This is a genomic window from Streptomyces sp. NPDC002935 (genome assembly GCF_040611295.1).
Lineage (GTDB): Bacteria > Actinomycetota > Actinomycetes > Streptomycetales > Streptomycetaceae > Streptomyces.
This window is the reverse complement of the sequence record NZ_JBEXNW010000060.1, coordinates 1-25,716: the sequence shown is the minus strand read 5'-3', so window position 1 is coordinate 25,716 and position 25,716 is coordinate 1. Positions and strand designations below refer to the sequence as shown.

Sequence of the window (25,716 nt, the reverse complement as noted above, 5' to 3'; positions counted from 1 at the left end):
CGGCCGTCAAAGGAGACCAGCCATGCCGATAGAACAGCGCGGAGTCGACACCATCCCCGACGAGGAGCGCACCAGCGGACCGCGCGACCTGGTGTCGATCCTGCTCGGCTCGAACCTCTGCCTCGGGGTGATCATCTTCGGCTGGCTGCCGCCCTCCTTCGGACTCGACTGGTGGTCCTCGGTCAGCGCGATCGTGGCAGGCACGGTCGTCGGCACCGCGCTCACCGCGCCGCTGGCCCTGGTCTCGCTGCGGACCGGCACGAACCTCTCCACTTCCTCCGGCGCGCAGTTCGGCGTACGCGGACGGCTGGTCGGCTCGGTCGTCGGTCTGCTGCTCGCGCTCGGCTACACCGCGCTGACCGTGTGGATCGGCGGCGATGTGATGGTGGGCGTCCTCGGCCGCCTGTTCGGCCTGGAGGCGAGCGGACCGGCGTACGCCGTCGTGTACACGGTGCTGGCCGCGGCCACCGTCGCGGGCGCCGTCTACGGCTACCGCGTGCTGCTCGCCATGTCCCGCGCCCTCGCGATCTTCATGACGGCCCTGCTGGTGGTCGGCGTGATCGCGTACGCCCCGCACTTCACCACCGCGGCGATCCCGGAGACCGGCGGCTATCTGCTCGGCTCGTTCTGGCCCACCTGGCTGCTGGCGGCGGTGGCGGCCGGTCTGTCCGGCCCGATCGCCTTCATCACGCTGCTCGGCGACTACACGCGCTACATCTCCCCCGCCCGCCATTCCTCCCGTACGGTCCTGCACGCCACCTGGCTAGGTCTGATCGCCGGTCTGCTGGTCCCCCAGCTCTTCGGCACCTTCACGGCGTACGCGGCCCACGCGGCCCTCGACTACGCGGGCCCGCTGGTGTCCGCCTCCCCCGCCTGGTACCTGGTCCCGCTGCTGCTGGCCGCCTCCGCGGGCTCGGTGGGCAACGCCGGTCTGATGCTCTACTCGATGGGCCTCGACCTCGACGCGATCCTGCCCCGCACCTCGCGTGCCCGCGCCACCTGCGCGGTCGCCGTCGTCGCCATGCTCTGCGTGTTCGTCGGCCACTACGCCTGGAACGCCCAGTCCGCGATGACCTCCTTCGTGCTGCTCCTGACGGCGATCGGCACCCCGTGGGCGGTCATCACCCTGATCGGCTTCGTCCGCTGCCGCGGCGTCTACGACCCCGACGCCCTCCAGGTCTTCAACCGCCGCTCCCGCGGCGGCGTCTACTGGTACCGGGCCGGCTGGAACCTCCGGGCCACGGCGGCCTGGGCCCTGGGCGCCTTCGTCGGCCTCCTGGCCGTGTCACTGCCGTCGTACGAGGGTCCTCTGCTGTCCCTGACGGGCGGGGTGGACTGCAGCTTCGTCCTGTCCGGACTGGTCGGCGGCATCGTCCACCTGGCGCTCTCGCCGAAGCGGGCGTCACACCGGGTCGAGGCCGGGCAGGAACCGGCTCGCGCCGAAAGCGGGCTTTAGGTCGCTGAACCAGGTGGCGCGCTCATCGAAGGCGGCGAAGAACGGCCGCCCCACCAGGTCCGGGTCCCGGGCCTGGATGAGATGGAGCGCGAAGACCTTCTCGCCCGCCACCTCCGCCGTCCCGTCCACGCAGACCTTGCCCGGCATCGCCGACATGACCGGGCCGCGCACGGTCCGCGCGAGACCGGACACCCGGGCGTAGGCGTCGCGGAAGATCTGATGGCCGCGGGCGAGCGGCACCCCGAAGTAGCCCTGCGGGCCGGTGTCGCGCTCCACGAACTGGTAGTACGGCACCGCCCCCAGCACGGTCGTCTCGTTCCACAGCTCGGCCCACGCCTCGGCGCTGTCGTTGATCCCCTTGACCAGCGGCCCCTGGCAGCGGATCACGGCTCCCGTGTCGCGCACCCGGCTCATCGCCGCGCGCACGGCCGGGGGCCGCAGCTCCTGGGGATGAGTGAAGTGCGCCATCAGCGCGAGGTGACGGCCGCTCGCCACCACCTTCTCCAGCAGCCGCAGCAGTTCGTCGGCGTCGCGGTCGGTGAGGAAGCGGTACGGCCAGAAGGCCAGCGCCTTGGTGCCGATGCGGATCGAGCGGATCGTGTCGATCTCCAGCAGCGGTTCGACGTACCGGCGCAGCACCTCGGTGCTCATCACCATCGGGTCGCCGCCCGTGATGAGCGCGCTGGTGACCTCCGGGTGGGCGCGCAGATAGGCGGACGTGGTGGCGATGTCGTCGGTGGCGATGCGCAGGTCGGACTCGCCGACGAACTGGGGCCAGCGGAAGCAGTACGTGCAGTAGGCGTGGCAGCTCTGGCCCTGGCGCGGGAAGATCAGCACCGTTTCCGGGTACTTGTGCTGGAGACCGGTGAGGCGCCGGCCCTCGTGCACGGGGACGTTGGCGTCGAGCTGGCCCGAGGGATGCGGGTTGAGCTTCATCCGGATCTCGTGGGCCGCGCGCAGGACGTCGGCCTTCGGGGCCTGCCCGGCGAGCAGGTCCGCCATCTGCTTGAGATCGGGCTCGGGCAGCATCTCGGCCTGCGGGAACGTCAGCCGGAAGATCGGGTCGTCGGGCACGGCCGCCCAGTCGATCAACTCGTCGATCACATAACTGTTCGTACGGAACGGCAGAACGGCCGCCACGGCCCGCAGGGCGAGTCGCTCGGCGGGCGGCATGGACACCCGCTGGAGCAGGCCGTCCAGGTCACGGGGCGTGAAGGCACGGAAGCGTGAGCTCGTGCGCGCGGTGCGGGGGCTCGCGTACGGAGCCGGGTGGAGCGCTGAACTCATTAGTGCCGGGGCCTCTATTCCGTGACCAGAGCAGGCGGCCGTAATTCGACGAAAGCGGCCGCCGACGCATCGTACTTCTCCGCGAAGTGCTGGATGAGCAGCGCGTGCAGCTCACTTTCGTCGTCCACCACGACCAGTTCGTGCGCTCCGGGCGCGCTCAAGGCCTCGCTGTGCGCCGACAGTTGGTCCAAACGGTGACGCGCCATGTAGGACACGAGGTCGTGCCCGGCGACATAGAGACAGTCCTCCACGAGGACGAAGCGGCAGCTGAAGTCCCGCCGCCCGTCGGTCGCGTCGACCAGGGTCACCGGCAGATGGGTGAACCGCTCCATCGGCTTGCTCTGCTGCCACAGCTCGTCGAAGCGCTGCTCGACGAAGGTGCCGAGCGGGGAATGGACGGCGACCTCCAGCTGGACGCCCTCGCCGGAGAGGCGGCCGACCGTGAGGAAGGAGACGAGGGAGCGGTCGTCCCAGCGGTAGAGGGTCACACCGGGGGACGTGGAACACAGGCGCACTTCGAGGAGTTGACGGCTGTCCTCGTCGAGCCGGAGCGCGAACCGGTCCAGGGTCCGCAGATTGCGCATGATGTCGCGGCGGATGTCGGCGCTCTGTTCGCCCAGTTCACGCCCGCGCAGGATGACCGCCAGGGAGTCGGGGTCCAGGAGCAGGATCTGTACGCGGGCGCCGTGCGCGGTGGCCGCTTTGACACCCCGGAACAGACGCTCGGAGAACTGCGGGCCGAAGACGCTGGAGAAGGTGTCGAGGACCTTGACGTTCGAGGTCGAGCCGTAGACCTGGGCGCTGAACCACTCGTAGTCCAGCCGCGTGTGCTCGCGGACCCGGCCCTCCTGGGCGCGGCTGATCAGCGGGCCGATCACGAAGACGGTGACGACGACGCCGACGATGTCGGTGCCGAGGTTGAGGGCGAGGTTCTCCTCGTAGTTGTCCATCCGCGAGCTGCTCCAGAGCAGCAGTGCGGCGACGGCGGCGAGCAGGGCGAGGACCGTGAGGCTCTGCGGACGGCGTGGGGTGCGCAGGGTGCGCACCAGCCAACGCGGCCGTGACAGCGGCGACCTTGCGCTCACCTGCGCTCCCTCCGTGACCGTGCGGGCGCACAGGAGGACACGCTCCCCCCGTGGAATCTGTGGATACCCGTGTCGCGGAAGCGCTACGCGTCGAACGAACAGCCGGTCCCCGCACACCGGTTGGCAAGAGGGGGACCGGCCACGCGTCGGCGTGCTAGCCCAGCGGGTGCATCCAGCCGTGCTTGTCCTCGGTGATGCCGCGCTGGACGTCGAGCAGGGCCTCACGGAGCCGGAGGGTGACCTTGCCGGGCTCGCCGCCGGACTGCCGCCACTCGGTGCCGGTGCGCTTGACCGTGCCGACGGGCGTGATGACGGCGGCGGTACCGCAGGCGAAGACCTCGGTGAGGGTGCCGTTCATGGCGTCGGTCTGCCACTGGTCGATCGAGACGCGGCCCTCCTCGGCGGTGTAGCCGAGGTCGCGGGCGACGGTCAACAGGGAGTCGCGGGTGACGCCCTCCAGGATGGAGCCGGTGAGGGCCGGGGTGACGATCCGGTCGCCGTACACGAAGTACAGGTTCATGCCGCCGAGTTCCTCGACCCACTTGTGCTCGACCGCGTCGAGGTAGCAGACCTGGTCGCAGCCCTTGGCGGCGGCCTCCTTCTGGGCGAGCAGCGAGGCGGCGTAGTTGCCGCCGGTCTTCGCGTCGCCCATGCCACCGGGAACGGCGCGGACGTGGTCCTCGGAGAGCCAGATCGAGACCGGCCGAACGCCGCCCGCGAAGTAGGCGCCGGCGGGCGAGGCGATGACGAGGAAGAGGTACTCGTTGGCGGGCTTCACACCCAGGCCGACCTCGGTCGCGATCATGAAGGGGCGCAGGTACAGGGACTCCTCGCCGCCGTGCGCGGGAACCCAGGCGCGGTCCTGGCGGACCAGCGCGTCGCAGGCCTCGACGAAGGTCTCCACGGGCAGCTCCGGCATGCCGAGCCGGCGGGCGGAGGACTGGAAGCGCTTGGCGTTCTTGTCGGGCCGGAAGGTGGCGACGGTGCCGTCGGGCCGGCGGTAGGCCTTGAGTCCCTCGAAGATCTCCTGCGCGTAGTGCAGGGTCATGTTCGCCGGGTCGAGGGAGAGCGGGCCGTACGGAACGAGCTGGCCGTCGTGCCAGCCACGGCCCTCCGTCCACTTGATCGTCACCATGTGATCGGTGAAGTGCCGGCCGAACCCGGGGTTGACCAGGATCGCCTCGCGCTCGGCGGCGGAGAGCGGACTGGCGGAGGGCTTGAGCTCGATCGTGGGCTGCGTCATGAGTGGTTTTGTCCTTCACCGGTTGTATGTGACGGGCCGCGCTCACGCCCGCACTGCCAGTGGCCAGTGTTAGGACGTCCGAGCATTCCCTCATTCCGCGGCTCCGCGTTCGATTATCGCGCGCGGAGGACCGTGGACGAAACGGTGTGAATACGGCCCAGGAGATGATCCAGGGATGATCCAGGGATGGCCCAGGGGATGATGGTGGCACCCGGCGAGGGCATAGCAAAAGCCGCCGGGTGCGGATGCGACCCGGCGGCTGCTACGGAACGTAGGCGGTGCGGCGGGTCAGCCGGCTACTCGCACGGCCAGCGCGTCGCCGATTTCCTCGGTGCTGCGGGCGGGCTTGCCGACCCGCTCGGCGAGATCGGCGGAGACGGCGTCCTCGATGCGGGCGGCCTCGGTCTCGTAGCCGAGGTGGCGCAGCAGCAGGGCGACGGACAGGACGGTGGCGCTGGGGTCGGCCTTGCCCTGGCCCGCGATGTCGGGTGCCGAGCCGTGCACGGGCTCGAACATCGAGGGGAACTCGCCGCTCGGGTTGATGTTGCCGGAGGCGGCGACGCCGATGCCGCCGGAGACGGCCGCGGCGAGGTCGGTGATGATGTCGCCGAAGAGGTTGTCGGTGACGATCACGTCGAAGCGCTCGGGCTGCGTGACGAGGTAGATCGTCGCCGCGTCCACGTGGATGTAGTCGGTGGTGACCTCGGGGAACTCCTCGGCCACCTTGTTGAAGACGTTGGTCCAGAGGTGGCCCGCGAAGGTCAGCACGTTGTTCTTGTGGACCAGCGTCAGCTTCTTGCGCGGGCGGGCCTGCGCACGGGCGAAGGCGTCACGGACGACCCGCTCGACACCGAACGCCGTGTTGACGGAGACCTCGGTGGCGACCTCGTGCGGGGTGCCCTTGCGGATGGTGCCGCCGTTGCCGGTGTACGGACCCTCGGTGCCCTCACGGACCACGACGAAGTCGATCGCGGGCTGACCGGCGAGCGGGGTCTCGACACCCGGGAGGAGCTTCGAGGGACGCAGGTTGACGTGGTGGTCGAAGGCGAAGCGGAGCTTGAGCAGGAAGCCGCGCTCCAGGACGCCGGACGGGACCGAGGGGTCACCGATCGCGCCGAGCAGGATGGCGTCGTGCCGCTTCAGGGCGTCGAGGTCGGCGTCGGTGAGGGTCTCACCGGTGGCGTGGTAGCGCCGGGCGCCGAAGTCGAATTCCTTGGTCTCCAGCTTCACGTCCTGCGGAAGGACGGCGGAGAGGACTTTGAGCCCCTGGGCCACGACTTCCTGACCGATGCCGTCACCGGGGATCACTGCGAGATCGATGCTGCGAGACATGACGGCACCGTACTCCGTGTCCCATGGGATGACACGCAATGTCCGCCATACGGACATGCCGGTGTCGGAACACGCCTACCCTTCGACCTGTGTTCACCCGTATGTACGACGGCCGTTGGCGCACGCTGGGAACTTTCCAGACATGACCGCTCCTTCCAGGGGGACTCCCCCCGGACTCCCCGTCCCCGATGTCGGCATCCCGCACGAGCTCGCACGCGACATGAGCATGGCGGAGCAGTACGAGTACCTGCGGACGAAGCTCACGCGGCGCCGCGCACTGGTGGCGGCGAGCGCGTTCGCGGGCGGTGGTCTGCTGGCCGGCTGCGCCTCGGGCACCGGCGCCCCCTCACGGACGACGGCCGGCTCGTCACCGCACCCGGTCAGCAGCCGGGTACCCGGCTCCGTCGTCACACCGTTCGGCCGCCACCTCGCGTTCGGCGCGGACCCCAAGACCCAGATGCGGATCTCCTGGCAGGTGCCGTTCGCGGTCAGGAAGCCGTACATCCGGGTGGGCCCGACCCCCTGGGCGCTGAGCCGCAGGATCGAGGCCGAGGTCCGCCACCTGCACACACCGGGAATCACCGGTCAGCGGATGGCGATGGACCAGTACTACCTGCACGCGGCGCTCGACGGGCTGCGCCCCGGGACGACGTACTACTACGGTGTCGGCCACGAGGGCTTCGACCCGGCGGGCAAGGCGCGGCACTCCACCATCGGCCACTTCCGCACGGCGCCCGCGCACCCCGGGAAGTTCGTGTTCACGGCCTTCGGGGACCAGGGCGTCACCCCCGACGCGCTCGCCAACGACAAGGTGCTACTCGGCCGCGGCCCGGCCTTCCACCTGCACGCGGGCGACATCTGCTACGCGGACGGGATCGGGCACGGCCTGGACTCGGACACCTACGATCCGGGCGCCTGGGACCTGTTCCTCAAGCAGACCGAGACGGTGGCGAAGTCGGTGCCGTGGATGGTGACGACCGGCAACCACGACATGGAGGCCTGGTACTCGCCGAACGGCTACGGCGGCCAGTCCGCGCGCTGGACGCTCCCGGACAACGGCTTCGACGCCCAGAACGCGCCGGGCGTCTACTCCTTCGTCTACGGCAACGTCGGCATCGTCGCGCTGGACGCCAACGACGTGTCGTACGAGATCCCCGCCAACAAGGGCTACTCGGGCGGCAGACAGACGGCCTGGCTCGACAAGCGGCTCGGGGAACTGCGCAAGCAGGTCGACTTCGTCGTCGTCTTCTTCCACCACTGCGCCTACTCGACGTCGACGCACGCCTCCGACGGCGGTGTGCGCGACGCCTGGGGGCCGCTGTTCGCCCAGCACCAGGTGGACCTGGTGATCAACGGACACAACCACGTGTACGAGCGCACCGACGCCATCAAGGGCGGGAAGGTGGGCAAGCAGGTGCCGGTGGGGGCCTCGACCGATCCGACCCGGGACGGGATCGTCTACGTGACGGCGGGCGGCGCGGGCAAGAGCCTGTACCGGTTCCCCATGGGGGTCAAGGACAGCTACGAGGGGAAGGTCCGGGACCGCGAGTCGGTCGAGACCTTCCACTGGACGAAGTCGCAGCACCAGAAGGCGGACACCGTGGATTGGTCGCGGGTGCGGTACACAGGCTTCTCCTTCCTCTCGGTGGAGGCGGAGGCGGGTCCCTCACCGCGTCTCAAGGTGTCGGCGCTGGCCCAGAGCGGCAAGCGCATCGACCACTTCGAGGTACGGCGCGGGGCCTGATCCCGGCGTGCGTCACCACTCAGAGGTGCGGCGCGGGGCATGGCCTCGCGCCGCACCTCTGCGGGTGCGGCTCCCGGTCAAAGGGGCGGCGGGCCTCAGTGGCCCGTCGCTCCGCCGTTGTCCCTGCGGTCGAGGGAGCGCTGGAGCGCGGCGGCGGCGTTCTTGCGGTCGGACTCGCTGCTGCGGGAGAGGTGACGGACTCGGCGGACGGTCGTCTCGGCCATGATGAATCGACTCCTTGCCTCCGGCGAGACCCACGTGGGCGGCCGGAAGTGCGGTGAGAGATTTACGAGACGCCGGAAGGGGCGGGGAGCGGTGCCGCAGGGGTTGCCTGCCAAGGGGCTCCGGCTCACGACCGCCATTCGCTTGGTCGAGCGAGACGTTCGGCTCCTACCAAGCTAGGCGAGGACGGGGCATCTGTCTCCACAATTACTCGGACTTCCTACTATCTGAGACGGCGGATTACGTCACACCGCTGCGACCTGCGACAACGCTCCGCACGGCGGCACGGGCCACGCGGCGCCCGCGACCGCCCCATCAGGAAGCGGCCGACGCCGGCTCCGGTCAGAGCACGTCGCCCTCACGCCAGTCGAAGATCAGCCCGTACGCCGGGTCGAGGGGACCCGGGGCCGCCCCGGGACGGACGAACGTGGTTCCCTCCTCGTCGGGCAGGCGCCGGACGCCACCGTCCGGCGCCAGGACACAGACATGGCCCGGCCAGAGCTGCCACCCCCGGGCCGCGTACAGGGCGGCCCCCTCCTCGCTCGCGGAGAGCGCGCCGAGCCCGTAGGCGCCCTCGACGATCCGTTCCAGCTCGGCCATGACCCGTCCGCCGAGTCCCGTACGGCGCACGTCCGCGCGTACGCCGACCGCCTCCACGTATCCGACCCGCAGCGAGCGGCCGCGGTGCAGAACCCGCCGCTGGATCACCGAGCCGTGCGCCGCGAGGCCCCGGCCGTCATGGACCAGGACATGCATGCCGCCGAGTCCGTGATCCCAGTCCTCGTCCCTGAAGTCCCCGTCGAAGGCGTCCTCCAACAGGCTTCGGGCGGCGCGGAGTTCGGCGGGGGCGAGGTCCGCCGTGTGGGCGGTCCGCAGTCGGGTGGCCATCCGGCCAGTATTCACACGGGAGACAGGAATCCCATCCCCCTCACATCACGGACCCGGAAGGCGACGGCCACCCCACGCGCACATCTAACCGTTACAAGCATCTTGACCGGTTAGAGATGTGCATGGTGAACTGCTCTCACCACCAAAGAGGCCTTCAGGGGTTAGGGGAATCGTCATGAGCAGTCACCCGGTCCACCACCGCGCCACCACCGTCCGCGGCCACCGGATCGCCTACCGCGAGGCGGGCCCCGCGGACGCGCCCGCCCTGCTTCTCCTGCACGGCTTCCCGAGCAGTTCGCACATGTTCCGGGACCTGCTGCCGCTGCTCGCCGACCGCTACCACCTGATCGCCCCCGACCACCTCGGCTTCGGCCGCTCGGCCGCCCCGGCGGCCGGCGACTTCCCGTACTCCTTCGACCGACTGGCCGAGATCACCGAGGAGTTCACCGAGCAGCTCGGTCTCAAGGAGTACGCGCTCTACATCCAGGACTACGGCGCCCCGATCGGCCTGCGCCTCGCGCTCGCGCACCCCGAGCGGGTGACCGCGATCATCACGCAGAACGGCAACGCGTACGAGGAGGGGCTGGGCGCCGAGGCCTGGGCGCCGGTGCTCGCGCTGATCGCGGAGCGCACGCCCGAGACCGAGGCGCCGGTCCGGGCGATCAGCGGCCCGGACGGCATCCGGTGGCAGTACCTGACCGGTGTACCGGACCCGACCCTGGTCAGCCCCGACGCCTACGAGCACGACGCGGCCCTGATGGCCCGCCCCGGCCAGCCGGAGATCCAGCTCGACCTGATCTCCGACTACGGCTCCAACTTCGCGCTCTACCCGGCCTTCCAGGAGTACTTCCGCACCAGCCAGGTCCCGCTTCTGGCGGTCTGGGGCGGCCACGACGAGATCTTCGTCCCGGAGGGCGCCCTCGCCTTCCGCCGCGACCTCCCGGACGCGGAGATCCACCTGCTCCCCACGGGCCACTTCGCCCTGGAGACGCACGCGGACCAGGCGGCGGCGCTGATCCGCGAGTTCCTCGGCCGGCACGTGTGAGGCGGCGGCTCCGTGGACGCGGACATGGAACCGCCCCCGTCCACGGACGGGGGAGACCGTGGGCGGGGGCGGAGTCGGTGACGGGCTGTCAGCCCATGTGCGGGTAGCCGTAGTCGGTCGGCGGAACCAGCGTCTCCTTGATGGCGCGGGTCAGCGTCCAGCGCATCAGGTTCTGCGGGGCGCCGGCCTTGTCGTTGGTGCCGGAGGCACGGCCGCCGCCGAAGGGCTGCTGGCCGACGACGGCGCCGGTCGACTTGTCGTTGATGTAGAAGTTGCCCGCCGCGTAGCGGAGCTTCTCCATCGTGTACGCGGCCGCCGCGCGGTCGCCGGAGATGACCGCGCCGGTGAGCGCGTAGTCGGACGCCGACTCCATCTGGGTCAGCATCTCGTCGTACTTCTCGTCCTCGTAGACGTGCACGGCGAGGAAGGGACCGAAGTACTCGGTCGTGAAGACCTCGTTCGCCGGGTCCGAGCACTCCACGACGGTCGGGCGCACGAAGTAGCCGACGGAGTCGTCGTACGAGCCGCCCGCGACGATCGTGCAGGTCGGGTCGGCCTTCGCGCGGTCGATGGCGGCCTTGTTCTTGGCGAACGAGCGCTCGTCGATGACGGCGCCGATGAAGTTCGACAGGTCGGTGACGTCACCCATGGTCAGGTAGTCGACCTCGGCCGCGAACTCCTCCTTGAAACCGGAGTTCCAGATGGAGGCCGGGATGTAGGCGCGGGAGCTCGCCGAGCACTTCTGGCCCTGGTACTCGAAGGAACCGCGGGTCAGGGCGGTCTTGAGGATCGCGCGGTCCGCCGACGGGTGGGCGACCACGAAGTCCTTGCCGCCGGTCTCGCCGACCAGACGCGGGTAGGAGCGGTACTTCTCGATGTTGTTGCCGACCGTCTTCCACAGGTACTGGAAGGTCTTGGTCGAGCCGGTGAAGTGGATGCCCGCGAGGTCCCGGTGCTCCAGGGCGACCTTGGAGACCTCGATGCCGTCACCGGTGACGAGGTTGATGACGCCCTTGGGCAGGCCCGCCTCCTCCAGGAGCTGCATCAGCAGCACGGCGGCGTGGGTCTGCGTCGGGGACGGCTTCCAGACGACGACGTTGCCCATGAGCGCCGGAGCGGTGGGCAGGTTGCCCGCGATCGCCGTGAAGTTGAAGGGCGTGATCGCGTAGACGAAGCCCTCCAGCGGGCGGTGGTCCATGCGGTTCCACACGCCCGGGGAGTTCGCCGGCGGCTGCTCGGCGAGGATCTGGCGGGCGTAGTGGACGTTGAAGCGCCAGAAGTCGACGAGCTCGCACGGGGTGTCGATCTCGGCCTGCTGGGCGGTCTTCGACTGGCCGAGCATGGTGGAGGCGGCCAGCGTCTCGCGCCAGGGACCGGCCAGCAGCTCGGCGGCGCGCAGGATGATCGCGGCGCGGTCGTCGAAGGCCATCGCGCGCCAGGCGGGAGCGGCGGCGAGGGCCGCGTCGACGGCGTCCTGGGCGTCCGCTTGCGTGGCGTTGGCGTAGGTGCCGATGCGCGCCTTGTGGTTGTGCGGCTGCACGACGTCGAAACGGTCGCCGCCGCCCATGCGCCGCTCGCCGCCGATCGTCATCGGCAGGTCGATCGGGTTCTCGGCCAGCTCCTTGAGCTTGGCCTCCAGGCGGGCGCGCTCGGGCGAGCCGGGGGCGTAGCCGTGCACCGGCTCGTTGACGGGGGTGGGGACCTGGGTTACAGCGTCCATTTTTTCCGTAACTCCTTGAATCGAGCGGGTGTTCGGTCTCAGCCCTTGGTGAGGATCGAGCGGGCGCTGTGCCTGCCCGGGGGACAACCCCCGGACCCCCGGCCGAAGCCGCGGCACAGCCAAGTTGAATCAGCCACGTGTGATCATGCTGCGCAGGAAGAACACGAGGTTGGCCGGCTTCTCCGCCAGGCGGCGCATGAAGTAGCCGTACCAGTCGGTGCCGTAAGCGGTGTAGACGCGCATGCGGTGGCCCTCGGCGGCGAGCCGCAGGTGCTCGTCGCTGCGGATGCCGTAGAGCATCTGGAACTCGTACTCGTCCAGTTTGCGCCCGGCCGTGCGCGCGAGCTCCTGTGCGATGGAGATGAGCCGCGGGTCGTGGGACCCGATCATCGGGTACCCCTCGCCCTCCATCAGGATCCTCAGGATGCGGACGTACGCCTTGTCGGTCTCGGCCTTCTGCTGGTACGCGACCTCGGCGGGCTCCTTGTAGGCGCCCTTCACCAGACGGACGCGGCTGCCGCTCTCGGCGAGGCGGCGGGCGTCGGCCTCGGTGCGGAACAGGTAGGCCTGGATCACACAGCCGGTCTGCGGGAAGTCCTTCCGCAGTTCCTCGTGGATGGCGAACATCGAGTCGAGCGTGGTGTGGTCCTCGGCGTCCAGCGTGACGGTGGTACCGATGGCGGCGGCGGCCTCGACGACCGGGCGGACGTTGGCGAGGGCCAGCTCGTGGCCCCCTTCCAGCGCCTGTCCGAACATCGACAGCTTGATCGACATCTCGGCCTTGGTGCCCAGGTCCAGCTGCTTCAGCCGCTCGATGAGCTCCAGGTACGCGTCACGGGCGGCGTACGACTGCTCGGGGGTCGTGATGTCCTCGCCGACGACGTCCATCGTGACTTCCAGGCCCTTGCCCGTGAGGTCCTTGATGATCGGGACGACCTGGTCGACGGTCTCGCCGGGGATGAAGCGGTCGACGACCGGCTTGGTCACCGGGGCGGCCGAGATCAGACGGCGCATCTTGTCGCTGCGCGAGGCGGCGAGAATCACGGGACCCAGCACGGGGCACCTCCACAACGAAGTCAGCAGGAGGCCGAATCCCGACCATTCGGGTACGGCACGGAGAACCACCGTGAAACCTAGGGATCTCTCCGATCCTGGGCCATCGACAGCTGTCACGCATCCCTGCCCCGGATCTCAGACAAATGTATGAAGAGCTCTCGGGATTGCGGGAGAATGCCTGGGTGAGCGGTGAACACAGAGGCGACTACCAAGAGCTGGTCGACGAGATCTCGGCGCTCCTCGGCGTCCCCGCGACGCTGGAGAACCGCGATTTCGAGCTGCTCGCCTTCGGCGCGTACGACAGCGAGGGCGACCTCGATCCCTCCGCCCTCGACCCCGTGCGCACCCGCTCGATCCTCACCCGCCGTTCCACCACGACGGTCCGCACCTGGTTCGAGGGCTTCGGCATCACCCGGGCGACCGGGCCCGTCCGTATCCCGCCCACCCCGGAGGCGGGGGTCTACCGGGGTCGGATCTGTCTCCCGGTGCGGCATCGGGGGGTCGTCCTCGGCTATGTCTGGCTGCTGGACGACGACCCGGGTCCCACCGACGCCCAGCTGATCGCCGCGATGCAGGTGGCCTCCCGTATCGGCGCCCTGCTGGCGGACGAGGCGCAGGCCGGCGCGGATCTCACCCGCGAGCTGCGCGCCGTCCTGACCGCCGAGCGCGGCTGGCAGCGCGACATGGCGGTGGCCGAGCTGCGCACGGCGCTCGGTCCGCGCGGCGACGGCCTGCACACGGTGGTGTGCGTGGCGCCGTGGCCCTCGGCCGACCCGGACGACGCCCCTTCCGCCCGTACGGTGCCGGGGGCGACCGCGCTGTGCACCATCCCGTGGGGCGCCACCGGCCAGAGCCTGGCGCTGCTGGTGCGGCTGCGGTCGCCGGACGTCCTGACGCCTGCGCTGACGGCGGCCACCCGGTTCGTCCGGGCGGCGGAGGGGGGACGCGGCGAGGGCGGGGCCACCGGCTCCGGGCATCCCGGCGGGAACGCGGCGGCCGGGATCGGCGGGGCCCGGGTGGGGCTCGGGGAACTGGGGGCCGCCTGGCAGGAGGCTGCGGCCGCCGCACGTGCGGTGCTGGCCGAACCACGGCTCGGCCCGGTGGCCGAGTGGGGGGCCATCGGTCCCTTCAGGCTGCTCACCGCCCTCCCTCCGGAGGCGGCCCACGACCCCGTCGTACGCGACCTGTTGACTCCCCCGCACCGCGAACTCGCCCGCACCGCCGAGGTGTTCCTCGACCGGGCGGGCCAGGCCGGGCGCACGGCGGCCGAGTTGGGCATCCACCGCCAGACGCTCTATTACCGTCTGTCCCGGGTGGAACAGCTCACCGGCCTCGACCTGGACGACGGCGAGGACCGGCTGCTCCTGCACATGGCGCTGAAGGGGGCACGGCTCTAGCACGGCTCCGACGGCCCCGGCCGCTCGCCGTACCGGGCCGGGCCGGTGACACACGTACGGCCCGGCGGGTTCAGGACCGGCCCGGTGGCCTCGCGTCCGGGGTCAGCAGGTCGCCGACCGCCGCCACGCCCTCGGCGATCGCCCGCTCCCCCACGTCGCCGAAGCCGAGCACCAGTTGCGGCGGCGCGGTCGCGTGGCCGGAGCGGCACGCGCTCATGCCGTACAGGCCGACGGAGCGTTCGCGGGCCGCCGCGACCACGGACCGCTCGTCGGCCGTCGTCGCGAGGTGCAGGACCGCGTGGAACCCGGCGGCCAGCCCGGTCAGCCGGATGTCCGGGGCGTGCGTGGCGAGCGCGTCGACGAGGGCCGTGCGGCGAACCGCGTACACCGTGCGCATGCGGCGCAGATGACGGTCGTAGCGGCCGGACTCGATCAGCTTCGCGAGGGCGAGCTGGTCGAGGGTCGGGGAGCCGCGGTCGGTGAGCCGCTTGGCCTCCGTGACCGGGGCCGTGAGCGCGGGCGGGCAGAGCAGCCACCCGATGCGCAGCGCCGGGGCGAGCGACTTGCTGACGGTGCCGATCGAGACCACCCGGTCGGCGGCCAGCCCCTGGAGGGCGCCCACCGGCTCCCGGTCGTAGCGGAACTCGGCGTCGTAGTCGTCCTCGATGACGTACGCGTCCCGACGCGTGGCCCACTCGATGAGGGCGAGCCGGCGCGCGGGGGCGAGCACGACCCCGGTGGGCCACTGGTGCGCGGGGGTGACGATGACGGCCCGGGCCCCGCTCGCGTCGAGCGCCCGCACGTCGACGCCGTCCTCGTCGACCGGGACGGGCACGGCCGTCAGACCCGCGGCCTCGGCGGCGGCCGACGCGGTGGCGGGCCCGCCCGGATCCTCGTACGCCACCACCCGAACCCCGGCGCGCGCCAGGCTGCGCAGCGTCAGCCCGAGCCCCTGCGCGTAGCCGGAGCAGACGACGATCCGCTCGGGGTCGGCCGCGGCCGCCCGCACCCGGCGCAGATATCCGGCCACCACCTCGCGCAGCGCCTGACTCCCGCGCGGATCCCCGTAGTCGAGGTCGGACGTCGGCATGGCGCGGCCGGCCTCGCGTATCGCCCAGAGCCAGTCGGCGAGCGGAAAGCTTCCGAGGTCGGGGACACCGTGCCGGAAGTCCGCGATCAGGCGCGGGGCGGCCCAGTGCGGGGAAGCGAGCGCGGGCGCGGGTGGCACATGGGCGCCCGCCGCGACCCGGGTGGCGGAGCCGACGCGGGTCACCAGGTAGCCCTCCGCCTGGAGTTGGGCGTAGCAGTCCTGGACCAGGCCGCGCGACAGACCGAGTTCGCGGGCGAGTTCACGGGAGGACGGGAGGCGTTCCCCGGCGCCGAGCCGGCCCGACCGGACGGCGTCGCGCACCTGCCGTTCCAGCTGGGCGCGCAGCTGCTCGCCGCTGTCCCGGTCGACGGACAGGAGCAGCTCGGGTGACAAACCGGCCCACTGCACAGGCATGGAATTGGAGCTTACCGGGGGTCCGGCCAGAACCTAGCGTCGTTCCCATGACGACTCCCTCGATGCCGCGGCCGCCCCGGACGACGCCGACTCCGGCACCTCGGCCGACCACGCCCATCGGGCCGCCGCCGACCACGCCTACCACGCCGATGGCTGCTCCCTCTGATCCCTCTGATCCGGCAGCCCCGGCGGCTGTGACGGCTGCGACCGCTCCGGCCGGTGGGTCCGCCGTCCGGCCGCCGCTGCTCACGCGGCCGCTGATGCTCCGCTTCGTGAGCATGATCGGCTCATCGGTGAGCTTCTTCCTGCTGCTGTCGGTCGTCCCCGCCTACGCCACGGCGTCGGGCGCGGGCCTGGCCACCGGTGCGCTGATGCTGTCCACGGTGCTGGGCGAACTGGCCGCTCCCCGGTTCGTCGCGCGGCACGGCTACCGGGTCGCGCTGGTCGCCGGTCTCTCCCTGCTCGGCGCGCCCGCCCTCGTCCTCACCGTCTCGCACTCCCTGGTGTGGATCGTGCTGGTCTGCCTGGTCCGCGGCCTGGGTTTCGCGCTCACCCTGGTGGCGGGCGGCGCGCTCACCGCGTCGCTTATCCCGGCCGAACGGCGGGGCGAGGGCCTGGCGCTGGTGGGCGTGGTGTCCGGCGTACCGTCGCTGATCGCCCTGCCGCTGGGCGTGTGGCTGGCCGCGCACGTGGGCTGCACCCCGGTCGCCGTCGCCGCGGGCGTGGCCGCGCTGGCCGCCGTCGTCTCGGTGCCGGGCCTGCCCGACCGGGAGGCGGCGTCGGAGAAGCCGGTGGGCATGGTGGCCGCGCTGCGCACCGGCGCGCTGGCCCGGCCCGCGCTCGTCTTCGCGACCACCGCGCTCGCGACCGGGATCATCGTGACCTTCCTGCCGCTCGCCGTCCCCGCCTCCTGCGCCGGGGTCGTCGCGGTGGCCCTCTTCGTCCAGCCGGCCGCCTCGACAGCGGCCCGTTGGGCGGCGGGCCGGTACGGCGACCGGCGCGGACCCGCTCGGCTCGTGCTGCCGGGCCTGCTCCTGTCGGCCGGCGGCATGCTGATCACCGCGTTCACCGGGAGCCCGATCGCCGTCGTGGCCGGGGTGGCCGTCTTCGGCACCGGCTTCGGCATCGCCCAGAACGCCACCCTGACCCTGATGTACGCCCGGGTCCCGGCCTCCGGCTACGGCACCGTCAGCGCGCTGTGGAACCTGGCGTACGACGGCGGCATGGGCGTCGGCGCGGCGGGATTCGGCGCCCTGGCCGGACCGACGGGCTATGCGGCGGCCTTCGCCATCACGGGCGCGGTGATGCTGCTGGCACTGGTCCCGGCCGTCCGGGACCTGCGCATCCCCGCGCCGCCGGGGTGACCGGCCCTGTCCGGAGGGCGAACGACGTGCGGGGCGCACGATCACCGGGCGGCGAACGGGCGGCCCGGCCGGACGGCGGCAGGGCGGATGCCCGGCGGCGGCGCGGCCCGCGCGACTCACTTCGCCTTGCGCGCCCCGGCGATCACGCGTCGCAGTCCATCGGTGAGATCGTCCGCCGTGGACGCGCTCGCCGGGTCGAAGAGCCACTGCACCATCAGGCCGTTGAGCAGCGCCTGGTAGAAGCCGCCGAGCGACTTCACCGTCGAGTCGTCGAGCGTCTCCTCGTCCAGCCCGGTGAACATCGCGACCAGCCCGGACCGCCCCTCGATCTGCGCCTTCGCCATCAGATCCCGCAGCTCCGGAACGCGGTCCCCCTGCGTCACGATCTCCATGCTGGCCGCCCAGACCGGCCGGAAGTCCTCGAAGGACTCCAGCATCCGTGCCCACACGCTGTGGAAGCGTTCCACGGAGCCCCCGGGCTCGACCTCGTGCGCCGAGGCCGGGGCGAACTTCTCGCCCCACTCCTGGACCAGTTCCACGAAGGCCTGTGTGAGCAGCGCGTCCTTCGACCCGTAGTGGTAGCCGATGGACGCCAGATTCGTCCCCGACTCCTTGACGATGTCGCGCGCCGTGGTGCGCACGAAGCCCTTCTCCAGCAGGCAGCGCTTGGCGCCTTCGAGCAGATCCTCACGGTGTCCCATGCCGGCCAGCGTACCGCGATTCAGACAACCGTCCTATACGGGCGTCAAAAACAAACGTCCTAGACGCTCGTACTAGACAAGCGTTTAAGACGTGCGTACATTCCCTGGCATGACGAACCCGACGAGCACGACCCCCGCCCCCGGCGCCCCCGGCGCCCTGGCCGGCCGCCGCGAATGGACCGCCCTCGGCGTGTTGATGCTTCCGCTGCTCCTGGTCTCGATGGACGTCTCGGTCCTGTACTTCGCGATCCCCTCGATCAGCGCGGACCTGGAGCCGACCGGCACCCAGCAGCTGTGGATCTTCGACATCTACGCGTTCGTGCTCGCCGGCCTGCTGATGACGATGGGCTCGCTCGGCGACCGCATCGGGCGCCGCAAGCTGCTCCTGTTCGGCGCCGCCGCGTTCGGCACCGCCTCGGTCCTGGCCGCCTACGCGAACAGCGCCGAGATGCTGATCGCGGCCCGGGCGGTCCTCGGCATCGGCGGCGCGACTCTGATGCCGTCGACGATGGCGATCATCCGCACGATGTTCACGGACCCCGGCCAGCGCGCGAAGGCCATCGCCATGTGGTCCGGCGTCATGACCGGCGGTATCGCGCTCGGTTCGGTGATGAGCGGCGTCCTCGTCGAGTACTTCTGGTGGGGCTCGGTCTTCCTGGTCAACCTGCCCGCGATGGTGCTGCTGCTGGTCCTCGGCCCGATCCTGCTGCCCGAGTCCAGGAACCCGGAGCCCGGCCGTTTCGACCTGCTCAGCGTGCCGCTGTCGATGGCTGCCGTGCTGCCGGTGATCTACGGAGTCAAGGAGATCCCGTCCGAGGGCTGGAAGACGGAGTACGTCGTCTCGGTCCTCGTCGGCCTGGTCTTCGCCGCCCTGTTCGTCCACCGTCAGCGCACCGCGAAGTCCCCGCTGATCTCCCCCGCCCTGTTCCGCGGCCGAGGCTTCGCCCCCGCCGTCGTGCTCAATCTGGTCGCCTCCTTCGGCATGCTCGGTTCGGCGTACTTCACCACCCAGTACCTCCAGTCGGTGCTCGGCAAGAGCTCCATGGAGGCCGCCCTGTGGGCCCTGCTCCCCACGGTCCTGGTCGGTGTGGCCGCGCCAGTCTCCGCACAGCTCGTGCAGAAGGGTGTGGACCGCGCCCATGTCGTCTCCGGCGGCTTCGTCACCGCCGCGAGCGGCTACGGTCTGCTGACGCTCGCCGGCACCGACTCCCTGTGGCTCGTGCTGGCCGGCGCGGGCGTCCTCGCCGCCGGAATGGTCGTCGTGATGTCGCAGATGATGGACCTGGCCCTCGGCACCGTCCCCGTCGGCAACGCGGGCTCCGCCTCCTCCCTGCTGGAGACCGGGGCCGAGTTCGGCGGCGCCCTCGGCATGGCGGTCCTGGGCTCGATCGGCACGGCGGTCTACCGCCACGACATCCCGGCCGGCGTCCCGGCCGCGGCCCACGAGACGCTGGGCGGCGCCCTCGCCGTGGCCGGACACCTGCCGGGCGACGCGGGCCAGGCCCTGGCGACGGCCGCACGGGAGGCCTTCACCAACGGCATGCAGGCGGCGGCGATCGCGGGCGCGATCCTGCTGCTGGGCGCCGCGGCACTCGCCGCCGCGACCCTGCGCAAGGTGCCGGTGCGCGAGACCGGGACGGCACCCGAGACGGTGAACCCCGAGCAGGCGACGGTCTGACCCCCACCCGCCGGGCCGCCGACGGCCCGACACCCTCCCGCACACCCGCCGGGCGGGCCGGACGACTCCGGCCCGCCCGGCATCGGCACGCGCGCGTGGGGATGCCCGCCCCGTCCGGACGTCCCCACGCGCGCGTGCGGACACCGCGCCGCGCGGACCTGTCCGGGGACGAGAACCGGGCGGAGCCCCGGGAGGCCGGCGTCGGGGGGTTGTCGGCGGGGCGTGCCAGGATGGTCTCGTGGCACAGACATTCGGTACGCCGTTCATCGGCCGGGGGGACGAACTCGCCCGGCTCACCGGCGTGCTGGAGCGCGCGAGGGACGGCGACCCCCGTGCCGTCCTGGTGGCCGGCGACGCCGGCGTCGGCAAGACCCGCACGCTCACGGAGGCCGCGGCGCACGCGTCCGCCGCCGGTATGACGGTCCTGACCGGCCACTGCGTGGACCTCGGCGACGTGGGCCTGCCGTACCTCCCGTTCACGGAGATCCTCGGCACCCTGGCCGCCGACGACCGCTTCGCCCCGGCGCTCGCCGCCCACCCGGCGGTGGACCGGCTGACCGGCACCGGTTCGGGGACCGGCACCGCGCCGGACCCCGGCAGCCGCCTGCAGCTCTTCGAGGGCATCGCGGGCCTCCTCGCCGACCTGGCCGATGTCACCCCGCTCCTGCTGATCCTCGAAGACCTCCACTGGGCGGACCAGTCCTCCCGGGACCTGCTCCGCTTCCTCCTCAGCCGGGGCGTCCTCCAGCGGCCCGCGCCCGGCGGACCCGCGCGCCGTCTGGCGGTCTTCGCCTCGTACCGCTCGGACGACCTGCACCGCCGCCACCCCCTGCGCCCCCTGCTCGCCGAGCTGATCCGGCTGCCCGCCGTCGACCGGCTGGAGTTGCGGCCGATGGCCGACGCCGATGTGGCCCGGCTCGTGCGCGCGCTGCGCACCGGCCCCGTCTCCGACACCACCGTCCACCGCATCGTCGACCGCGCCGAGGGGAACGCCTTCTACGCCGAGGAGTTGCTCGCCGCGCTGCCCGGTGACGACGACCCCGCCTCCCCCGCCATGCCCAGCGGACTGGCCGATGTCCTCCTCATCCGCATCGAGCAACTCTCCGAGACCGCCCAGCAGGTGCTGCGCACAGCGGCCGTCGCGGGGCGCCGCGTCGAGCACGAACTGCTGCGTGACGCCGTACAACTGCCGGACGACGAGCTGGAGTCGGCACTGCGCGAGGCCGTCGGCCACCAGCTGCTGCTGTCCGGCGACGACGCGACGTACTCGTTCCGGCACGCGCTCACCCGCGAGGCCGTGTACGCGGACCTGCTGCCCGGCGAGCGGGTCCGGCTGCACGGGCTGTTCGCCAAACTCCTCGCGGGGCACGGCCGTTCGGCGAAGAACGCGGCGGAGCGCGCCCATCACTCCCGCGAGAGCCACGACCTGGCCGACGCGCTCACCTCCTCCCTCGAAGCCGCCGACCACGCCCAGCGCGTCGGCGCGCCCGCCGAGGAACTGCGCCACCTGGAGGCGGCACTCGAACTGTGGCCCGCGGTGGACGCCGCCGCCCGCCCCGAGGGCGGCACGGTCACCCTCACCCTGCGCGCCTCCGCGGCCGCCGCCCGCGCGGGCGAGTCCCATCGCGCGGTCCACCTCACCCGCGACGCGCTCGCCAGGGCCGGCTCGGACGCCGACTCCGAGCTCGCCGCGCGGGTGCGGTACACCCTCGCGGGCCACCTGATGCGGATCGACAGCCTGAAGGCCGCGTTCACGTACAGCAGCGAGGCGCTCGCGATGATCCCCGCCGAGCCGCCCTCGTACACCTGGGTATGGGCGGCGGCGACGCACGTCATGGCCGCCCGTTACGTGGGGCTGGACGAGGACGCCGAGCGGGTCGCCCGGCAGGCGCTGGCGATCGCCGAGCGCCTCCGACTGGCCGACGCCCAGGCCGACTTGACGATCTCCCTGGTCGGCATGGAACCCCACACCCGCAGGACCCCGGAGGGCCGCGACCGGTTGCGTCACGCCCGCGAACTGGCCCGCGGCGCGGGGAACTTCCCGGTGGAGATGCGAGCGCTGTTCAACCTGGCCATCGGGTGTTACGAGTCCGGTGACCTGGACGAGTGCCTGACCTGGCTCGGCGACGGCGTGGACCGCGCCCGCCGCGCCGGTCTCCTCTCCTCGCCGTACGCCCTGGAGCTGCGGTACCTCCAGTCCCTGGTGTTCTACACGCTGGGCCGCTGGGACGAGTGCGCGCGAGCGGCCGCCGAGGACGCCGAACTGCTGTCGTCGGCGGGCGGGTTCGCGACAGGTCCCGCCCTGTACGTGGCCCTCGCCCGCGGCGAGCACGACACGGCCGTCACCGGGGCCCGCGCACTGCTCGACCGGCCCTTCGACTGGATGGCGACGCTCGTCGCGAGCATCGTACTGACCGACGCGGCAGCGCAGAGCGGTGACACCGAGGAGTCCGTGCGGCGGCTGTACACCGCGGCCGAGGCCCTCACGGAGGTGTCGGGCACCGACCGGCCCCCCGTCGTGGTGCGGCTCGCCGCACTCGCCCTGTCGGCGGTCGCGGACGCGGCCGAGGAGTCGCGCCGGTCCGGCGAGCCGACGGGCGGCCGCTGGGCGGACACCGCGACCGAGCTGGTGGAGCTGGCCAGGAGCACGGCGGCCCAGAGCGGAAAGAGCACCGCGGAGGGACCCGAGGGCCTGGCCTGGCTCGCCCGTGCCGAGGCGGAGTGGCTGCGCGCCCGCACCGGTCCGGACGTGGCGGCCTGGGAGCGGGCCGTGACGGCGTTCGGCTACGGCGATCCGTACGAGCTGGCCCGAAGCAGAAGGCGGCTCGCGGAGGCGCTCCTCGCGGCCGGCCGCCGCGAGGAGGCCGCCGAACAGGCCCGCGCGGCCCATGACGCCGCCCTGCGCCTCGGCGCGGTGCCGTTGCGCGAGGCCCTGGACGCCCTCGTCCGGCGCGGCCGCCTCGCCGAGTCACCGGCCGCCGGGGAGCGCATAGCGGCGCTGACCGCCCGGGAGAGCGATGTGCTGCGGCTGCTCGGCCGGGGGCGCACCAACCGTCAGATCGGCCAGGAACTGTTCATCAGCGGCAAGACGGCGAGCGTCCATGTCTCGAACATCCTCGCCAAACTGGGCGCCGCGAGCCGCACCGAGGCCGTGGCCATCGCCTACCGCGAGGGCCTGATCGAGCCGGAGACGACACCGTCCGCCTGAGGGTCGTGCGGCGGAGGTGTTCCGCGACGCGCGAGGGCCGGGACACCCGCGGGTGTCCCGGCCCTCTGCTGCCGTAGGGGCAGTCGTCGCGAACGAACCTCAGACGAGGTTGACCGACCGCGCCGACGTCGCGCCGATCTCGTCGGAGAGCTCGGTGAGGACGCTCTGCGGCACCGTGTCGTCGACGGTGAGGACCGCGAGGGCCTCGCCACCGACGTCCGCGCGGGCGACCTGCATACCGGCGATGTTGATGCCGGACTCGCCGAGGATGCGGCCGACGGTGCCGACGACACCGGGACGGTCCTCGTAGCTCAGCACGACCATGTGGTCGGCGAGCGCGAGGTCCACGTCGTACTCGCCGACGGCGACGATCTTCTGCAGGTGCTTCGGGCCGGCCAGCGTGCCGGAGACCGAGACCTCCTGGCCGTCGCTGAGCGTGCCGCGCACGGTGACCACGTTGCGGTGGTCGGGGGACTCCGAGCTCGTGGTCAGACGGACCTCGACGCCGCGCTCCTGCGCGAACAGCGGGGCGTTGACGTACGAGACCGTCTCGTCGACGACGTCCTCGAACACACCCTTGAGCGCGGAGAGTTCGAGCACCTTGACATCGTGCTGGGTGATCTCGCCGTACACCTCGACATCGAGGCGGGCCGCGACCTCGCCCGCGAGGGCGGTGAAGATGCGGCCGAGCTTCTCGGCGAGCGGCAGACCGGGCTTGACGTCCTCGGCGATGACGCCGCCCTGGACGTTGACCGCGTCCGGGACGAGCTCACCGGCGAGGGCGAGGCGCACCGAGCGGGCGACGGAGATACCGGCCTTCTCCTGCGCCTCGTCCGTGGAGGCGCCGAGGTGCGGGGTGCAGACGACCTCGTCGAGCTCGAAGAGCGGGGAGTCCGTGCAGGGCTCCTTCGCGTACACGTCGAGGCCGGCGCCGGCGACGCGGCCCTCCTTGAGCGCCGCGTACAGCGCCTCCTCGTCGACGATCCCGCCGCGCGCGGCGTTGACGATGCGCACCGACGGCTTGACCTTGTGCAGCGCCTCGTGACCGATGAGACCGAGGGTCTCGGGGGTCTTGGGCAGGTGCACGGTGATGAAGTCCGAGACCTCGAGCAGCTCGTCGAGGGTGAGGACCTTCACGCCCATCTGCGCGGCCCGCGCGGGCTGGACGTAGGGGTCGTAGGCCACGACCTTCATGCCGAAAGCGGACATGCGCTGCGCGACGAGCGCGCCGATGCGGCCGAGGCCGACGACACCGAGGGTCTTCTCGGCGAGCTCGACACCGGTGTACTTGCTGCGCTTCCACTCGCCGTTCTTCAGCGCCGTATTGGCCTGCGGGATGTGCCGCGCGGTGGCGAGGAGGAGACCGCAGGCCAGCTCGGCCGCGGTCACGATGTTGGAGGTGGGGGCGTTGACGACCATCACGCCGGCCTTGGTGGCGGCGGAGACGTCGACGTTGTCCAGGCCGACGCCGGCTCGTGCGACGACCTTCAGCTTCTTGGCGGCGGCGACGGCCTCCGCGTCGACCTTGGTGGCCGAGCGGATCAGAATGGCGTCGACGTCGGCGATGGCGGGCAGCAGCTCGGCGCGGTCCGCGCCGTTCGCATGCCGGATCTCGAAGTCCGGGCCCAGGGCGTCTACGGTCGCGGGCGACAGCTCTTCAGCGATGAGTACGACAGGTTTCGAGCTCACGTGAGTCCTCACAAGTCCAATGCGGACGGCCGTCCCGACGGCCGCAGGCGGTGGAGGGGTTGTAGCGGCCCCGGGGCGTGCCTGCACTTCTTGGGGGTCGCTTGAGCCGCGTGGAAGACGCACGACGCTGTGGGCCTGACGCGTTGGTGATGTGGAGCAGTGTAGTGGCGCCGCAGAGGTCGTCCTGCGCCTCAGCGGAAGGATCACCCGTCCGTGGCTGGACGGGATGTCCAACACCGTGTCCACGGGCGTTACCCGGGGTTCGACGGAGGGGCCGGAGCGTGCCGCCCCGGCCCCCGTCGTACGGCTTACGCCTCGTCGTCGTTCACCCACGACATGAGCTTGCGGAGCTCCTTGCCGGTGGTCTCCAGGAGGTGGTTCTCGTCCTGGGTCTTGTACTCGTTGTACTTCTTCAGACCCGAGTGGTACTCGTCCATCCAGTTACGGGCGAACGTGCCGTCCTGGATCTCGGCGAGGACCTGCTTCATCTCGGCCTTGGTCGCGTCCGTGATGATCCGCGGGCCGGTGATGTAGTCGCCCCACTCCGCGGTCTCCGACACGGACCAGCGCATCTTCTCCAGACCGCCCTCGTACATCAGGTCCACGATGAGCTTCAGCTCGTGCAGACACTCGAAGTACGCGATCTCCGGCTGGTACCCGGCCTCGGTCAGCGTCTCGAAACCGGCCTTCACCAGCGCCGCGGTACCACCGCACAGGACGGCCTGCTCACCGAACAGGTCGGTCTCGGTCTCCTCGGTGAACGTCGTCTTGATGACGCCGGCACGGGTGCCGCCGATGGCCTTGGCGTACGAGAGGGTGAGCGCGAAGGCGTTACCGGTCGCGTCCTGCTCGACGGCCGCGATGCACGGAACCCCGCGACCCTCCTCGTACTGGCGGCGCACCAGGTGCCCCGGGCCCTTCGGGGCCACCATGCAGACGTCGATGCCCGCCGGCGGCTTGATGAAGCCGTAGCGGATGTTCAGGCCGTGGCCGAAGAACAGGGCGTCGCCGTCCTTCAGGTTGTCCTTGATGGACTCCTCGTAGACCTGCGACTGGATCGGGTCCGGCACCAGGATCATGATGACGTCGGCCTCGGC

19 protein-coding genes are annotated in these 25,716 nt (G+C 71.4%); 7 read left to right on the top strand and 12 right to left on the bottom strand.

All coding sequences use genetic code 11. The features are described from left to right. Positions 1 to 22 precede the first annotated feature (22 nt). Positions 23 to 1,456, top strand: a complete 1,434-nt coding sequence (locus ABZX90_RS42220; RefSeq protein WP_355213549.1) for a cytosine permease — start codon at positions 23 to 25, stop codon at positions 1,454 to 1,456. Here ABZX90_RS42220 and ABZX90_RS42215 read toward each other — a convergent pair. The 4 genes from ABZX90_RS42215 to ABZX90_RS42200 form a co-directional block, all read right to left on the bottom strand. Then, on the bottom strand, positions 1,403 to 2,743 hold the full coding sequence (locus ABZX90_RS42215) for a lysine 2,3-aminomutase (RefSeq protein ID WP_355213548.1): 1,341 nt from the start codon (positions 2,741 to 2,743) through the stop codon (positions 1,403 to 1,405). The genes ABZX90_RS42220 and ABZX90_RS42215 overlap by 54 nt on opposite strands. A 14-nt stretch (positions 2,744 to 2,757) precedes the next feature. Continuing rightward, complete coding sequence (locus ABZX90_RS42210) at positions 2,758 to 3,828, bottom strand: hypothetical protein (protein ID WP_351134009.1); 1,071 nt, start codon at positions 3,826 to 3,828, stop codon at positions 2,758 to 2,760. Between the two features lie 154 nt (positions 3,829 to 3,982). Next, positions 3,983 to 5,071 carry a branched-chain amino acid aminotransferase gene (locus ABZX90_RS42205; RefSeq protein WP_355213547.1) on the bottom strand — a complete coding sequence of 363 codons (1,089 nt, stop codon included), beginning with the start codon at positions 5,069 to 5,071 and terminating at the stop codon, positions 3,983 to 3,985. Between the two features lie 288 nt (positions 5,072 to 5,359). Beyond that, entirely contained in the window at positions 5,360 to 6,403 is a 1,044-nt protein-coding gene (locus ABZX90_RS42200; RefSeq protein ID WP_351134014.1) for a 3-isopropylmalate dehydrogenase, read from the bottom strand. Between the two features lie 142 nt (positions 6,404 to 6,545). Between ABZX90_RS42200 and ABZX90_RS42195 the strand changes: the two genes are divergently transcribed. Next, the gene (locus ABZX90_RS42195) at positions 6,546 to 8,147 is read left to right on the top strand and encodes a metallophosphoesterase family protein (RefSeq protein ID WP_355213546.1); all 1,602 of its coding nucleotides are present in this window, start codon (positions 6,546 to 6,548) and stop codon (positions 8,145 to 8,147) included. Positions 8,148 to 8,242: 95 nt separating this feature from the next. Here the strand turns inward: ABZX90_RS42195 and ABZX90_RS42190 are convergent, their stop codons facing one another. Further along, positions 8,243 to 8,371 (bottom strand): hypothetical protein, encoded by a 129-nt coding sequence (locus ABZX90_RS42190; RefSeq protein WP_351134018.1) that lies wholly within the window; start codon positions 8,369 to 8,371, stop codon positions 8,243 to 8,245. Positions 8,372 to 8,711: 340 nt separating this feature from the next. Continuing rightward, on the bottom strand, positions 8,712 to 9,257 hold the full coding sequence (locus tag ABZX90_RS42185; RefSeq protein ID WP_351134020.1) for a GNAT family N-acetyltransferase: 546 nt from the start codon (positions 9,255 to 9,257) through the stop codon (positions 8,712 to 8,714). A 175-nt stretch (positions 9,258 to 9,432) separates the two neighbouring features. Here ABZX90_RS42185 and ABZX90_RS42180 point away from each other — a divergent pair, with 175 nt between their 5' ends. Then, the gene (locus tag ABZX90_RS42180; protein ID WP_355213545.1) at positions 9,433 to 10,302 is read left to right on the top strand and encodes an alpha/beta hydrolase; all 870 of its coding nucleotides are present in this window, start codon (positions 9,433 to 9,435) and stop codon (positions 10,300 to 10,302) included. A gap of 88 nt (positions 10,303 to 10,390) precedes the next feature. Here ABZX90_RS42180 and pruA read toward each other — a convergent pair whose 3' ends face one another. Then, the gene (gene pruA, locus ABZX90_RS42175) at positions 10,391 to 12,022 is read right to left on the bottom strand and encodes an L-glutamate gamma-semialdehyde dehydrogenase (RefSeq protein WP_355213544.1); all 1,632 of its coding nucleotides are present in this window, start codon (positions 12,020 to 12,022) and stop codon (positions 10,391 to 10,393) included. 129 nt (positions 12,023 to 12,151) lie between these two features. After that, positions 12,152 to 13,078: a proline dehydrogenase family protein gene (locus ABZX90_RS42170; protein WP_355213543.1), complete on the bottom strand. Its 927-nt coding sequence runs from the start codon at positions 13,076 to 13,078 to the stop codon at positions 12,152 to 12,154. A gap of 143 nt (positions 13,079 to 13,221) precedes the next feature. Here ABZX90_RS42170 and ABZX90_RS42165 point away from each other — a divergent pair, with 143 nt between their 5' ends. Continuing rightward, positions 13,222 to 14,475 carry a helix-turn-helix domain-containing protein gene (locus ABZX90_RS42165; protein ID WP_355213542.1) on the top strand — a complete coding sequence of 418 codons (1,254 nt, stop codon included), beginning with the start codon at positions 13,222 to 13,224 and terminating at the stop codon, positions 14,473 to 14,475. Positions 14,476 to 14,545: 70 nt separating this feature from the next. Here ABZX90_RS42165 and ABZX90_RS42160 read toward each other — a convergent pair whose 3' ends face one another. Next, positions 14,546 to 15,979, bottom strand: coding sequence for a PLP-dependent aminotransferase family protein (locus ABZX90_RS42160; protein ID WP_355213541.1), 1,434 nt, complete (start codon positions 15,977 to 15,979; stop codon positions 14,546 to 14,548). 278 nt (positions 15,980 to 16,257) lie between these two features. Here ABZX90_RS42160 and ABZX90_RS42155 point away from each other — a divergent pair, with 278 nt between their 5' ends. Next, positions 16,258 to 17,343 carry an MFS transporter gene (locus ABZX90_RS42155; protein WP_351134047.1) on the top strand — a complete coding sequence of 362 codons (1,086 nt, stop codon included), beginning with the start codon at positions 16,258 to 16,260 and terminating at the stop codon, positions 17,341 to 17,343. A gap of 116 nt (positions 17,344 to 17,459) precedes the next feature. On the opposite strand, the gene ABZX90_RS42150 is transcribed toward ABZX90_RS42155, so the two are convergent. Further along, positions 17,460 to 18,044 (bottom strand): TetR/AcrR family transcriptional regulator, encoded by a 585-nt coding sequence (locus ABZX90_RS42150; protein ID WP_351134033.1) that lies wholly within the window; start codon positions 18,042 to 18,044, stop codon positions 17,460 to 17,462. A gap of 109 nt (positions 18,045 to 18,153) precedes the next feature. Here ABZX90_RS42150 and ABZX90_RS42145 point away from each other — a divergent pair, with 109 nt between their 5' ends. Next, positions 18,154 to 19,722 carry an MFS transporter gene (locus ABZX90_RS42145; RefSeq protein WP_355213540.1) on the top strand — a complete coding sequence of 523 codons (1,569 nt, stop codon included), beginning with the start codon at positions 18,154 to 18,156 and terminating at the stop codon, positions 19,720 to 19,722. A gap of 238 nt (positions 19,723 to 19,960) precedes the next feature. Continuing rightward, positions 19,961 to 22,930, top strand: coding sequence for an AAA family ATPase (locus ABZX90_RS42140; protein ID WP_355213539.1), 2,970 nt, complete (start codon positions 19,961 to 19,963; stop codon positions 22,928 to 22,930). Between the two features lie 99 nt (positions 22,931 to 23,029). Here ABZX90_RS42140 and serA read toward each other — a convergent pair whose 3' ends face one another. Together serA and ilvC are read right to left on the bottom strand one after the other, a co-directional pair. Continuing rightward, complete coding sequence (serA, locus tag ABZX90_RS42135; protein WP_355213538.1) at positions 23,030 to 24,619, bottom strand: phosphoglycerate dehydrogenase; 1,590 nt, start codon at positions 24,617 to 24,619, stop codon at positions 23,030 to 23,032. A 308-nt stretch (positions 24,620 to 24,927) separates the two neighbouring features. Then, positions 24,928 to 25,716, bottom strand: a 789-nt coding sequence (ilvC, locus tag ABZX90_RS42130) for a ketol-acid reductoisomerase (protein ID WP_355213537.1), incomplete at its 5' end; no start/stop codon positions are given.

Bases quoted from the DNA above. Each gene is read 5' to 3' on its own strand.
- ABZX90_RS42220 (WP_355213549.1), top strand. From the start codon at position 23: ATGCCGATAGAACAGCGCGGAGTCGACACCATCCCCGACGAGGAGCGC.
- ABZX90_RS42215 (WP_355213548.1), bottom strand. From the start codon at position 2,743: ATGAGTTCAGCGCTCCACCCGGCTCCGTACGCGAGCCCCCGCACCGCG.
- ABZX90_RS42205 (WP_355213547.1), bottom strand. From the start codon at position 5,071: ATGACGCAGCCCACGATCGAGCTCAAGCCCTCCGCCAGTCCGCTCTCC.
- ABZX90_RS42200 (WP_351134014.1), bottom strand. From the start codon at position 6,403: ATGTCTCGCAGCATCGATCTCGCAGTGATCCCCGGTGACGGCATCGGT.
- ABZX90_RS42195 (WP_355213546.1), top strand. From the start codon at position 6,546: ATGACCGCTCCTTCCAGGGGGACTCCCCCCGGACTCCCCGTCCCCGAT.
- ABZX90_RS42190 (WP_351134018.1), bottom strand. From the start codon at position 8,371: ATGGCCGAGACGACCGTCCGCCGAGTCCGTCACCTCTCCCGCAGCAGC.
- ABZX90_RS42185 (WP_351134020.1), bottom strand. From the start codon at position 9,257: ATGGCCACCCGACTGCGGACCGCCCACACGGCGGACCTCGCCCCCGCC.
- ABZX90_RS42180 (WP_355213545.1), top strand. From the start codon at position 9,433: ATGAGCAGTCACCCGGTCCACCACCGCGCCACCACCGTCCGCGGCCAC.
- pruA (WP_355213544.1), bottom strand. From the start codon at position 12,022: ATGGACGCTGTAACCCAGGTCCCCACCCCCGTCAACGAGCCGGTGCAC.
- ABZX90_RS42165 (WP_355213542.1), top strand. From the start codon at position 13,222: ATGTATGAAGAGCTCTCGGGATTGCGGGAGAATGCCTGGGTGAGCGGT.
- ABZX90_RS42160 (WP_355213541.1), bottom strand. From the start codon at position 15,979: ATGCCTGTGCAGTGGGCCGGTTTGTCACCCGAGCTGCTCCTGTCCGTC.
- ABZX90_RS42155 (WP_351134047.1), top strand. From the start codon at position 16,258: ATGATCGGCTCATCGGTGAGCTTCTTCCTGCTGCTGTCGGTCGTCCCC.
- ABZX90_RS42150 (WP_351134033.1), bottom strand. From the start codon at position 18,044: ATGGGACACCGTGAGGATCTGCTCGAAGGCGCCAAGCGCTGCCTGCTG.
- ABZX90_RS42145 (WP_355213540.1), top strand. From the start codon at position 18,154: ATGACGAACCCGACGAGCACGACCCCCGCCCCCGGCGCCCCCGGCGCC.